Below are 12,155 nucleotides of genomic sequence, written 5' to 3' on the forward strand. Positions count from 1 at the left end.
CTCTGCAAAATTTCCAGGAGCACGGAATCATGAGTGTGTACGAGTGGGCACGGCAGGAGTTACGCAGAAGCCAGGACGCGGCGCAGGAAATCGGCTTTGACCCGGGCTTGACCCTGCGCGCCATGCTCAGTGCGGTGGTGCAGCAGAGCAAGGGCGTGCGCAGTTTTGAAGACCTGGCCGACGAGCTGCAGTACCTTGCAGAGAATCTCGACGACCAGCAGGACTATGGCTTTATGCGGCCTTAGTGTTTGGGCTGAAAGTCTTCGGAGAACAGGTCGTCCTCGGCGTCCGGACTGACCGGGATCTTGTGTTCCTCGGACGCCCAGGCGCCCAGGTCGATCAGTTTGCAACGGTCCGAACAGAAGGGACGGTTGACGTTTTCTGCTTTCCATTCCACAGGTGCGCCGCAGGTTGGGCATTCGACGTTCAAGGGTTGGCTCATGATCGGCCTCCACGCAAAGTAAGGTAAAAGTGGTGCAGTCGCTCGACCTCGGCGTGCAGCCGGGCCAGGTCCTGGTCATTGACCAGCACGTCATCGGCATGGCGCAGGCGGTCTTCACGGGTGGCCTGGGCCTTGAGAATCGCCTGCACCTGCGCTTCGCTGATGCCATCGCGTTGCAGGGTACGCTGTATCTGCAACGATTGCGGCACGTCGATCACCAGCACCCGCTGGGTCATGGTGTACTGGCCGGACTCGATCAGCAGTGGTGACACCAGGATCGCGTAAGGCGATTGTGCACGCGCCAGGTGGCTGCGAATCTCCTCGGCGATCAGCGGGTGCAGCAACGCCTCCAGCCAGCGGCGCTCGTCGGGCACTTCGAAGATCAGCTTGCGCAACGCGCCGCGGTCCAGTTGCCCGTCAGGCTGCAGCACACCCGCACCGAAATGCCCGGCAATCTGCGCCAGGGCAGGGCGCCCGGGTTCGACTACCCAGCGCGCGGCGTGGTCGGCGTCAATCAAGTCCACGCCAAGCCGGACGAAGTGTTCGGCGGCCGCGCTTTTGCCACTGCCGATGCCGCCAGTGAGGCCAAGAATCCAGGGTGTTGCGACAGAAGTGGTCATCTGAAACCGACAGACTGCAAATAGAAGTCGGTTATTTGACCACCCCAGAGCAATGCAATCCAGCCGGCAATTGCCAGATACGGACCAAAAGGCATTGGAGTGGATGCGTGGGCTTTGCGCAGGCGCAATAGAATCAGGCCTCCCATCACACCCACCAGGGAAGACAGCAACAGCGTCATCGGCAGGATCTGCCAGCCGCCCCAGGCCCCGAGCATGGCCAGCAGCTTGAAATCCCCGTGCCCCATCCCGTCCTTGCCGGTAATCAGCTTGAACACCCAGAACACCGACCACAGGCTCATGTAACCGGCTACCGCGCCCCACAGCGCATCGTGCAATGACACAAAAACGCCAAAGCTGTTGAGGATCAGGCCCAGCCACAGCAACGGCAGCACCAGCACATCCGGCAGCAGTTGGTGGTCTGCATCGATCAGGCTCATCGCCAGCAAGCCCCAACTCAACAACAACACCGCCCCGGCTGCCCAGCCAAAACCGAAATGCCAGGCGACAACCGCCGAGATCAGCCCGCACGCCAGTTCAGTGATGGGATAACGCGCGCCAATAGATTGATGGCAACTTGAGCAACGTCCCTTGAGCAGTACATAACTGAGCAGCGGAATATTCTCCCAGGGGCGAATCGGGTGGCTGCAGTGTGGGCAACAGGAGTTGGGGCGCATCAGGTTATAGGGAGCCGCGATGGGCTCGGCGGGAAGGCCCAGTACTTCATGGGCCTGGGCTCGCCATTCACGTTCCAGCATCTTCGGCAGGCGCCATACCAGCACGTTGATAAAACTGCCGACAATCAAGCCCAGCAGCAACGCGCCTGACACAAACACCCACGGCTGATAAACGAGGATCTCAGTCAGTGGCGTGCTCAAAAGGCTGTACCGAGTTGAAAGATCGGCAGGTACATGGCCAGCACCAATGCCCCGACGATGCCGCCGAGTACCACCATGATCAGCGGCTCCATGAGGCTGGTAAGGTTGTCCACCAGGTTATCGACGTCAGCCTCGTAGTGGCAGGCGACTTTTTCCAGCATGTTATCGAGGGTGCCCGACTCCTCGCCGATAGCCGTCATCTGGATCGCCATGCCTGGAAACAGGCCGCTTATGGCCATGGATTCATTCAGCTGGATTCCGGTTGCAACGTCGTGCCGCATACGATTGATTGCCTGTTTGAACTGCCCGTTACCCGTGGCGCCGGCCACGGAATCCAATGCCTGCACTAATGGAACGCCCGCCGCAAAGGTGGTCGAGAGCGTGCGAGCATAGCGGGCGACCGCCGATTTTTTCAGCAGTGTGCCTGCCACGGGAGCTTTCAACAAACTGGCATCGAGCCAGTGGCGAAAGCCTGTGGACGAGCGATAGGCTTTGCGCAGTCCTGCGAAACCGGCACCCGCGGCCAGGATCAGCATCCACCAGCTTTGCTGCATGAACTCCGACAGGCTGATGACGCCCAGGGTAAAGCCCGGCAGTTGTGCATCGACGCCGGCAAACAACCCCTGGAACTGCGGCACCACATGAATCAGCAGGATTGCGCTGACAGCGGTGGCGACTGCCAGTACCGTCACGGGATAGGTCATGGCCTTCTTGATTCTGGCTTTCAGCTGTTCGCTTTTTTCCAGGTGAATGGCCACCCTTTCCAGCAGCGCTTCGAGTGCGCCCGCCTGTTCACCCGCCGCAACCAGGTTGCAGTACAGATCATCGAAGTAGCGTGGGTATTTCTGCAAGGCGACAGCCAGGCTGCTGCCGGCGGCGATCTCCTGCTTCAAGCCTTGTACCAGCACCCCCATATGCCGGTTGTCGAAGCCCTCGGCGATGATATCCAGCGCCTGTAAAAGTGCGATACCAGCCTTCAGCAGCGTCGCCAATTGGCGGGTGAAGAGGGCGATCTCTGCCGGTTTGACCGGCAGGGAGAGGCTCGGCCAACTGGCGAATTTCTTGCGTACGCGCCCAGGATTGATACCTTGCTGGCGCAGCAGTGCCTTGATCAGGGCGGGATTGTGACCGCGGATTTCTCCGGATACCTTGCGCCCTTTGCGGTTGACGCCTTCCCAGGCATAGATCGCTGAAACATCATTCATTTCACGGTTCCGCACACAGACAGTGGAAGATTTATAGCCTAGTCAGGTGACGGATTCGGGCAGGCTCGCCGTGAGCGAAAAAATGTCAGTTTGTGCGTCTTGTTCAGCATTGGTTGCGCGGGGGTGAGTACACTGGAGCGGTTGCCGAGACGGGGTGCAGGATGCGCCTCGCGAAAGGTTTTATTCTGGAGAGTGAATGTGATGCGTCAGAAAGGTTTTACCTTGATCGAATTGTTGATCGTCGTGGCAATCATCGGCATTTTGGCCACCATCGGCCTGCCCATGTACACCAAGCACCAGGCCAAGGCCAAGTTCACCGCAGGGCTGGCCGAAGTCTCCGCGTTGAAGGCGGGCTTTGAAGACACGCTGAACCAGGGGACGCCACCGACCCTGGCGTTGATTGGCGGGACCAGCCCAACGGCCAACTGCAAGATTGACGTGACCGGCGACATCGCCACCGGTGCTGGCACGATTGCCTGTGAAATCCTCGACGCACCCGCGCCGGTCCTGGGCAAGATCATCACCTTGACCCGTAGCGCCACAACCGGCTGGAAGTGCACCACCACGGCAGAAGACCAATACGCCGCTAAAGGTTGTGCTTCCGGCGGCGCGTGATCATCAGGTCGTCTACTGTTTACGCAGCAAGGAAGAGCGTGTGTGTAAACCGCTCTACGCCCATCACAAGGAAGTAGAGGTTGCCGATGACGTCGTCTGTCCAGCAGCGGGGGAACATATTCCTCATCGTGGTTATGTGTCTGCTGATGCTGGCGATCTGCGCGCCTTTCAGTAGTCATGACTGGCAACGTGCGGTGCAGATATCGGTGGGGCTGTGTGCAGTGGTGTATGGGCTGTGCTTGCCGCGGGCAGAGCGATGCGTCGACAGGTCGACAGCGCTCGGGGTGTCGCTGATTGGGGGCGCTGGGCTGGTTTCGGCCCTGTTGGCCCACCAGCCACTCTGGGCGTTGACCGAGCTGGCGCTGCTCATCAGTTGTTGCGCCACTGCTGTGGCTTTCAGCCGGGCCAGGCGCAATGGGGATGAGTCCCTGGATCGTGTATTGGTCCTGTTCGTATTGCTGCTGTGCACGGTTAAAAGTATTCAATATCTGCACGCCGGGGTCCTCGCCTTCACCAGCGGCGAAGCAATCGTGAATACCGATTTGCTGTTGTCCGGGTTCTCCAATAAACGTTTCTACGGTCAGTTCCAGACCTTCACCCTGCCGCTGCTGGCGCTTCCCTTGCTGGTTTCAAACGTCGCTCGTCCAGCGCGGGGCGCAGTGTTCGCCCTGCTGTGTGTCTGGTGGCTGATCGCGATCGGTGGCGGTACCCGCGGCACCTGGCTCGGTATGGGCGCTGCCGGCTGCGTGCTGATGTTCCTGGGGCCGCAGGGGCGCCGTTGGCTCGGCTGGCAGTTGGCGGCACTGGCCTGTGGGTTAGTGTTGTATTGGTTGGTCTTCACGGTGCTGGCAGGGTACTTGGGGATTGTAATTTCCAATGGTGCCGTAGACCGACTGACCACCAGCCTCTCGGGGCGTGGGCCGATATGGTGGCAGGCCTGGAGCATGATTATCGAGCGGCCCTGGCTGGGTTTCGGGCCGATGCATTTTGCCGACATCGCCAATGACATTGCCGCTCACCCTCACCAGGCGATTCTGCAGTGGGCCAGCGAATGGGGCGTACCGTCGACGCTGTGCGTGATCGCGTTGGTTGCGTGGGCGGGTTGGTCAACCTTGGGCGTGTTGCGTGAGCGTGCGTTGTCATTGGCGCCCGTGGACCTGCTGCGCCTGTGCCTGTTTGCCTCGCTGATCGGTGCACTGACCCAGGCACAGGTGGATGGGGTAATCGTGATGCCGGTGTCGCAACTCTGGCTGGCGCTGGTGGTTGGCTGGCTGATGGGATTGTATGTGTGGCGCGTTCCATCGGTCGCCCCGGTACCGGCGTTGTACAGGGTGTGGATGGCCGCGAGCGTCGTGGCCGTCGGCTTGCTGGTGTTCGTCGCGATTCGTGATGTGCCCCGACTCAAGGAGCGCAGCGAGCACTACATGGGCCTGAGTAACGGTCACCTGCAGCCACGCTTTTGGGTGCAAGGCGTGATTGCCCTCGAAATGCAGTGAGTTGCCGGACGTCCAAGGCAGTGCTAGCTTTAGCCCACCGCCCGTGTAGCTCAGCCGGTAGAGCAGCGCACTCGTAACGCGAAGGTCGCAGGTTCGATTCCTGTCTCGGGCACAAAGGCAACACAGTTTTCAGATGATCCCAGAATGGTTCTGAAGGCCAGACGAACCGGTATTCATGCCTGTTCTTTTGTATCTGCGCGACCTTGATGACCCAGATGCATCCCCATTCCTCGATCTAAGAGAACGACATGACCACACAAGAAATGACCCAGGAAGCGCGGCACGAAGCAGCCCTCAAAAAGTACGTCGCGGAGTCGCCGGAACTGCTGGATGAGATCAAGGACCTGAGCGCCGATGATCAAAGGGACCAGATCCAATGGGCGTTTGAGGATGAGGCCGAGGCCCAGGGCCTGCAGCCATGGGAACTGACCCTGAAGTACACCTCCACCCCCGAAGCGTTCGAGGCGGCGCGCCTGGCTTTGCACAAGGAAGCGGCCGAGGTGTTGGGTGTCGACTGGAACGAGTATTGCGGGATGAACAATCTCGCGATCTGACACAAGTTTGATGTGGTGAGGGAGCTTGCTCCCGCTGGGTTGCCAAGCGACCCCAAAAACCTTGGGAGCGCTGCGCACTCCAGCGGGAGCAAGCTCCCTCGCCACAAAAGCAGGCGCTTACATTCAAGGGCGTTTCAGAGACTAAGCCGCATCGACAAATCCACCGCCTTCACATCCTTGGTCATCGCCCCGATGGAGATGTAGTCCACGCCGGTTTCAGCGATGGGCAGCAGGGTGCTTTCGTTGATCCCGCCACTGGCCTCCAGCTTGGCTTTGCCGTTGTTCAGGCGCACCGCTTCGCGCATGTCATCCAGGCTCAGCTCATCCAGCATGATGATGTCGGCGCCCGCCGCCAGTGCCTCACGCAGTTCCTCCAGGCTTTCTACTTCGATTTCCACCGGCTTGCCCGGGGCGATCTTGTGGGCGGCGCTGATGGCCTGGGCAATGCCGCCGCAGGCTGCGATATGGTTTTCCTTGATCAGGAACGCGTCATACAGGCCGATGCGGTGGTTGTGGCAACCACCGCAGGTCACTGCATATTTTTGCGCCAGGCGCAGGCCGGGCAGTGTCTTGCGGGTATCCAGCAGCTTGACCTGGGTGGACGCGACAAAGTCCGCCAGGTATTGGGCGCGGGTGGCAACGCCTGACAACAGTTGCAGGAAATTCAGCGCGCAACGCTCGCCACTGAGCAGCGAGCGGGCCGGGCCTTCAAGGTGAAACAGCGCCTGGTTGGGGCTGACACGTTCGCCGTCGCGCACCTGCCAATGCACCGCGACGCGTGGGTCCAATTGGCGAAACACCGCTTCCACCCAGGCCGTGCCGCTGATGACGGCGGCGTCGCGCGTGATGATCGTGGCCTTGGCCAGGCGTTCGGCGGGGATCAGTTGTGCGGTGATATCCCCGCTGCCGATGTCTTCCAGCAGTGCGCGACGCACGTTGGCTTCGATTTCGGCGGTCAGGTCGGCTAGACGAAGATTGGGCATAACAGGCTCCACAAACAAAGTGCCTGGATTATAGGGGCAGGGCGGGCCTGAACCCAAGGCAACTGGCACCACGGGTGCGGTGCGCGATGTTCATTTACACGGCAATCACAGAGTTCGCTGGCGCAACAACCCTCATTTGCAAGATAATCTCGCGCCTTGCAATTGGCGTCATAGCTTTGACGTCACGGTGATAGCCCGATTTTCGCAGTGCCCCGGCGTGCTTCGCGCCGTTGCTGCACCGATCTTTCACACAATCGAATACCGCCGTTTCAGGAGGCCAGGATGCACAATGACGGGAAGGTGGTGCCGATCAATAAGGCACGGGCGACGCCATCGCCGCTCGCCCGCCTGCCGGTGGTGTTGCTCCAGGTCCGTGACAAGGCGGCGCAGCAACTCAGGCAGGGACTGCAGGAGCTGTTTGATAACGCCGACGACACCCTGTTCGAAATGGCCGACAAGACCCGCAGTAACGTCGACCACGGTATTTTCTTTGAAGCCATGCGCGACCTGCGCCTCAAGCGCAAGAATTTCGAGCGTGGCTTCATGGAGCAACTCTACGAAGCGTTTGCCAATCTTGGCAACGTGGAGCGCGGTGAGCTGCAACTGATTCCGGTGGTGTCCTACACCGCGGCGCCCGGGGTCTCGGGCGATGAGCTGGAAAAAGCCGTCGCGCTCGAGGCCATGCTGGGCAAGGTGCTGCGCCGTGACGGGCTCGCCCTTGGGCAATTGACAGCCCGGCTGAATGCCTTGCTCGACAAACGCCTGGATGATCGGGACAACCCCCTGGGCCCGGCAATGCTGTGCGCGTTTTTTCTGCAGGCAGGACGCAGCCTTGGCGTGGAAATCCGGGTCAAGCTGATCATTCTCAAGCTGTTTGAGAAATACGTGCTCAGTGACGCTGATCTGTTGTACGGCGAAGCCAATCAGTTGCTGATCGCCACCGGCGTATTGCCCGAACTCAAGGCCGTGCCATCGCGGCGCGCCGTCGCCACGGCCGAGTTGCCTGAAGACACCCCGCCGATTGCCGGCCACCCGGCAGACGACAGCGGCGAGGAAGTTTTCGCGGCGTTGCAGGAATTGCTGTCGGCAGTGCGCGGCAGCGTGGCACCCACGCTGGAAGCCAGCGCCGAGACCCAGCCCATCTCCACCCGTGACTTGCTGCGCCTGCTCTCCCATTTGCAGCAATATGTGCCTGAGCCTGAGGTCGAGGATGATTTCGACCTGCGCAACCAGCTTGAACAATTGCTGACCCGGGTCAGCGTCAAGAGCGGCAAGTCTCGGGTGGTGGAGGATGCGGACGAGGATGTGATCAACCTGATCGCCATGCTGTTCGAGTTCATCCTCAATGACGGTACGGTGCCCGAATCCCTCAAGGCGCTGATCGCGCGCCTGCAGATCCCGATGCTGAAAGTGGCGGTGCTGGACAAGAGTTTTTTCAGCCGCACCAATCACCCGGCGCGACGCTTGCTCAATGAAATCGCTTCGGCGGCCATGGGCTGGAGCCAGCGCGACGATTATCAGCGCGACAGCCTGTACCTGCACATCGAGCAGGTGGTGCAGCGGTTGTTGAACGATTTTGTGGATGATCCGGCGATCTTTTCCCAGCTCCTGACCGAGTTCACCGCGTTTACCCATGACGAGCGACGCCGCAGCGAATTGCTGGAGCAACGTACCCGCGATGCGGAAGAAGGGCGCGCCCGTACCGAAATCGCTCGTCAGCGTGTAGCCGAAGCCCTCAATCTGCGGTTGCTGGGCAAAGTACTGCCCGAGGTCGTGGTGCAGTTCCTGCAACAGGCCTGGAGCCAGGTGCTGTTGCTGGCGTGCCTGAAGCATGGCGAGCACTCGCCACAATGGCTGGCCGGGTTGCGCACCATGGACGAGTTGATCTGGAGTGTCGGCCTCAGCGAAGACACCGAAGCCGGCCGGCACCTGCTGGAGCAGTTGCCAGGCTTGCTGAAAGCCTTGCGCGATGGGTTGAGCGGCGCGGCATTCGATCCCTTCATTACCCGGGAATTTTTCACCCGCTTGCAAACCCTGCATGTCCAGTCGTTCCGGGGCAGTGCCGAGGAACAACCGTCGCTGTCGCAAGTCGAGGTGCGCGAGGCATTCGTCCTCAGTCCCGCGGCACCGGCCATCGAGGCGAGCCTGCCGGAAGATGATCCCGACCTGCTCAAGGTTCGCCAACTGCGGATCGGTTGCTGGGTGGAATTTCAGGAAGACGCCGAAAACACCCTGCGTTGCAAGCTGACGGCGATTATTGCGCCGGGCAATACCTGTATTTTCGTCAATCGAACCGGCCTCAAGGTATTGGAAAAAAATCCGCTTGAACTGGCCCTGGAGTTCAAGCGCGGCGCGGTGCGAACCCTGGATGATGCGCTGTTGTTCGACCGCGCCCTGGCTTCGGTGATTGGCAACCTGCGCCAACTTCATCGCGCCAAGTGATCGCAACCAGACAGCGGAACGCGGCATACTGAGTCACCCCAGCCTCGTTCAAGGAACCAGTATGCAGTTGGACCCCGCCAGCGGTTGGTGCCAGGGCATTCGTCATTGCCCCTCGCCCAACTTCAACGAGCGCCCCGGTGGCGAGATTTCCCTGTTGGTGGTGCACAACATCAGCCTGCCACCGGCGCAATTCGCCACCGGCAAGGTGCACGAGTTTTTCCAGAATCGCCTGGATGTCACGGAACATCCCTACTTTGAAGGTATTGCCGACCTACGGGTTTCTGCGCATTTTCTGATTGAGCGTGATGGCGCGGTGACGCAGTTTGTCTCGTGCCGGGACCGGGCCTGGCATGCCGGGGTATCGAGCTTCGAGGGGCGTGAGACGTGTAACGACTTTTCCCTGGGGATCGAGCTGGAGGGCACTGATGACCTGCCCTTCACCGATGCCCAGTATCAATCCCTGATCGCCCTGACGCGCCAGTTGCTGGCGGCGTACACGGGCATTACCCGCCAGCGCATTTGTGGCCATAGCGATATCGCCCCGGGACGCAAGACCGACCCCGGACCCGAATTTGATTGGGCGCGCTTTCGCAGCGCCTTGCAGGATGGAGGACACGCACAATGAGTTTTCTGGTGTTGGTGCTGGCGGTATGGATCGAGAAGTTCTCGGCCCTGCGTCACCGAATACAACGTGATGGCGGTTGGTTGCGGGAACTGGCCAAGCTGGAGTCGAGCGCCAGCCTGGGCAAGCAGCCGTGGCTGATCCTCACATTGCTGGTGCTGCTGCCGGTGGCCTTGCTTGCGTTGTTGTTGCTGGTGCTGGAGCCAGTGGCCTATGGCCTGTTGGCGCTGCCGGTGCACCTGCTGGTGGTGATCTACAGCCTGGGCCGTGGCGATCTCCTGGCCGGATTGGGCCCGTTCCGTGATGCCTGGCGCCGGGGTGACCTGCAAGCGGCCGAACATGTGGCCGAACGTGACTTGAGCATCAGTGCCGACAGTGGTGAGCAGTTGCTGGAGCGGGTCCAGGGCCATCTGTTGTGGCAGGCCTACCAAAGCTTCTTCGCGGTGATTTTCTGGTACTTCCTCCTCGGGCCGGTGGCCGCCCTGGCCTACCGTCTGCTGGCGCTGGCGACCGAGAACAGCAAGAACCCACTGGTGGCCGAGCGTGCCGGGCAATTGCGCCATGCCTTCGACTGGTTGCCGGTACGTTTGCTGGCGGCGAGTTTCGCCCTGGTCGGCAACTTTGTGGCGGTCGGCCGGGTGATGCTGCATGAGCTGCTGAGCTGGGACATCAGTGCTGCGCAACTGGTGGAGAAGGTGGGCCTGGTGGCCGCGGAGATCCCGCCACCGGTGGTAGGCGCCGAGGGCATCAACAGCCTTGATCGTATCTGGGAGTTGCTGCTGCGTGCCGCCGTGCTGTGGTACGCCGGCTTTGCCATCTGGACCGTGCTGCCCTGATTTGCCTCCCTGTAGGAGCGGGCAAGCTCGCTCCTACCTCGTTAACCTTAAGTTACAAACCTCCTTTTCGAATTGAGCTATACAGACAGAGCGCCAAATAGTGGCTATCTGCCGCCGCCCTGCGCCCTCAATAAAAATAAAAGAAAAGGGAGTTCACCTGTGAAGAGCTTGCTCTATCCCGCCGTCGCGTTCATGAACCGCCTGACCTTCGGCATGAAGTTCAGCCTTATCAGCGTGCTGTTCCTGTTGCCGATGCTGGCCACCAACTACTACCTGGTGCGCGATTCCTGGCGAGAATTCCAGGGCACTCGCATCGAGCTGCAAAGCCTCGACCTGCTGGGCAGCAGCCTGGCCCTGCGCCGCGACCTGGAAACCCTGAACAACCAGGTACAGATCAACGCAACCCTCGGCCAATCAGGCAAGGCCGGTGATATCGAAAACAAAATCACCGCCCTCGAAGACAGCCTGCTGCAGCGCCTGCAAAGCTTCCACGCCCTGTCCGCCGACCCTGAGCAGGCCGCCGCCTTCGAAGCCAAGCGCGATGAAATGATCGCCGCCTTCAAGGCCCAGCAACAGGAAACTTCACTGCTCAGCAAAAGCGCGCTGATCGGCAAACTCCTCAACAAGGCGCAGATGCTCAGCCAGATCATCGCCAGCCAGTCGGGTTTGAGCCGTGACCCCCAGGGCGACCTGCGCCAACTCAGTGAACTGATCACCAGCGTCACCCCGCAAGTCACCCAGACCCTGGGGGAAGGCCGGGCCATGGGGGCTTATTCGTTGGGCCAGGGTTTTCTCAATTCGTCGTCCAGCACTCGTTTTGACGAGCTGCTGCAGCAACTGGAAAAGCTCCAGGCGGAATACGGCCTGAAACTGCAGGATGCCCTCGGCTCCAGCAAGCCCGCCCACGCAGCGTTGGCGAGCCTGGCGGACGCGAGCAAGGCCAGCCTCAAGCAAGGCAGTGAGTTGTTCGAAGAGCAGGTCGTCATGGCCGAAACCCTCGACGCCCCATGGCAAGGCTTCTACGACGACGTCAGCACGTTGATGGCCAAGACCTATCAGCTCGACGAAGCCACCCTGACCTTTCTCGAGCAGCAACTGGAGCAACGTCTGTCAGAAAACCGCACGCACATGATCGGATTGGTGGCGGCACTGGCGTCGGTGTTTTTGCTGATCTTCTATTTGTATGCCGGTTTCTACGCCTCCACCCGCACCACCTTGCGCCGCCTGGGGGCGACGATGGACAAGGTGGCGGCCGGTGACATGACCGTCACCTTCGTCGCCCACAGCCGCGACGAACTGGGGGATTTGGGCCAGGTGTTCAACGCCACCGTGGCCAAAATCCATGACCTGATCGAGCGGGTAGGGCACACCGTCAACCAGGTCGAACACCAGGCCGGGCAAGTGGAGTCGGTCTCGGCCAGCAGCAACCAGGCCGTGTCCGGCCAACGCAGCCAGATCGAGCAGG

At 60.6% G+C, this 12,155-nt stretch carries 12 protein-coding genes and 1 tRNA gene; 8 read left to right on the forward strand and 5 right to left on the reverse strand.

Features of this window, described 5'->3' with window-relative positions; genetic code table 11:
* Positions 1-29: 29 nt before the first annotated feature.
* Positions 30-245, forward strand: coding sequence for a hypothetical protein (locus HX807_RS09205; protein ID WP_003215917.1), 216 nt, complete (start codon positions 30-32; stop codon positions 243-245).
* Here the strand turns inward: HX807_RS09205 and yacG are convergent.
* Genes yacG through HX807_RS09225 form a run of 4 tightly spaced genes read right to left on the reverse strand, consistent with a single transcriptional unit; the run spans position 242 to position 3,142 of the window.
* On the reverse strand, positions 242-442 hold the full coding sequence (gene yacG / locus HX807_RS09210) for a DNA gyrase inhibitor YacG (protein ID WP_003215918.1): 201 nt from the start codon (positions 440-442) through the stop codon (positions 242-244). The genes HX807_RS09205 and yacG overlap by 4 nt on opposite strands.
* Positions 439-1,062 carry a dephospho-CoA kinase gene (gene coaE / locus HX807_RS09215; protein WP_008437307.1) on the reverse strand — a complete coding sequence of 208 codons (624 nt, stop codon included), beginning with the start codon at positions 1,060-1,062 and terminating at the stop codon, positions 439-441. The genes yacG and coaE overlap by 4 nt, the downstream gene beginning before the upstream one ends.
* On the reverse strand, positions 1,059-1,937 hold the full coding sequence (locus HX807_RS09220) for an A24 family peptidase (RefSeq protein ID WP_371316463.1): 879 nt from the start codon (positions 1,935-1,937) through the stop codon (positions 1,059-1,061). The genes coaE and HX807_RS09220 overlap by 4 nt, the downstream gene beginning before the upstream one ends.
* The gene (locus tag HX807_RS09225) at positions 1,934-3,142 is read right to left on the reverse strand and encodes a type II secretion system F family protein (RefSeq protein WP_218174056.1); all 1,209 of its coding nucleotides are present in this window, start codon (positions 3,140-3,142) and stop codon (positions 1,934-1,936) included. The genes HX807_RS09220 and HX807_RS09225 overlap by 4 nt, the downstream gene beginning before the upstream one ends.
* A 201-nt stretch (positions 3,143-3,343) precedes the next feature.
* Here HX807_RS09225 and HX807_RS09230 point away from each other — a divergent pair, with 201 nt between their 5' ends.
* From HX807_RS09230 to HX807_RS09245, 4 genes are all read left to right on the forward strand, one after another.
* Positions 3,344-3,757 carry a pilin gene (locus HX807_RS09230; RefSeq protein ID WP_087694624.1) on the forward strand — a complete coding sequence of 138 codons (414 nt, stop codon included), beginning with the start codon at positions 3,344-3,346 and terminating at the stop codon, positions 3,755-3,757.
* 86 nt (positions 3,758-3,843) lie between these two features.
* Positions 3,844-5,253: an O-antigen ligase gene (locus HX807_RS09235; protein WP_177049792.1), complete on the forward strand. Its 1,410-nt coding sequence runs from the start codon at positions 3,844-3,846 to the stop codon at positions 5,251-5,253.
* Positions 5,254-5,292: 39 nt separating this feature from the next.
* Positions 5,293-5,365 (forward strand) — tRNA-Thr (locus tag HX807_RS09240).
* A 136-nt stretch (positions 5,366-5,501) separates the two neighbouring features.
* Positions 5,502-5,807, forward strand: coding sequence for a DUF6388 family protein (locus HX807_RS09245; protein WP_008437299.1), 306 nt, complete (start codon positions 5,502-5,504; stop codon positions 5,805-5,807).
* A 134-nt stretch (positions 5,808-5,941) separates the two neighbouring features.
* Here HX807_RS09245 and nadC read toward each other — a convergent pair whose 3' ends face one another.
* Positions 5,942-6,790 (reverse strand): carboxylating nicotinate-nucleotide diphosphorylase, encoded by an 849-nt coding sequence (nadC, locus tag HX807_RS09250; RefSeq protein WP_008437288.1) that lies wholly within the window; start codon positions 6,788-6,790, stop codon positions 5,942-5,944.
* A gap of 282 nt (positions 6,791-7,072) precedes the next feature.
* Between nadC and HX807_RS09255 the strand changes: the two genes are divergently transcribed.
* The 3 genes from HX807_RS09255 (at position 7,073) to ampE (ending at position 10,690) form a co-directional block, all read left to right on the forward strand.
* Positions 7,073-9,232 carry a DUF1631 domain-containing protein gene (locus HX807_RS09255; protein ID WP_177049794.1) on the forward strand — a complete coding sequence of 720 codons (2,160 nt, stop codon included), beginning with the start codon at positions 7,073-7,075 and terminating at the stop codon, positions 9,230-9,232.
* A gap of 61 nt (positions 9,233-9,293) precedes the next feature.
* The gene (gene ampD, locus HX807_RS09260) at positions 9,294-9,857 is read left to right on the forward strand and encodes a 1,6-anhydro-N-acetylmuramyl-L-alanine amidase AmpD (RefSeq protein ID WP_003215934.1); all 564 of its coding nucleotides are present in this window, start codon (positions 9,294-9,296) and stop codon (positions 9,855-9,857) included.
* Positions 9,854-10,690 carry a regulatory signaling modulator protein AmpE gene (gene ampE, locus HX807_RS09265; RefSeq protein ID WP_003215936.1) on the forward strand — a complete coding sequence of 279 codons (837 nt, stop codon included), beginning with the start codon at positions 9,854-9,856 and terminating at the stop codon, positions 10,688-10,690. Before ampD ends, ampE begins: the two co-directional genes overlap by 4 nt.
* The last annotated feature ends 1,465 nt before the right edge of the window (positions 10,691-12,155 follow it).

Source organism: Pseudomonas sp. D8002 (genome assembly GCF_013385695.1).
Classification (GTDB): Bacteria; Pseudomonadota; Gammaproteobacteria; order Pseudomonadales; family Pseudomonadaceae; genus Aquipseudomonas.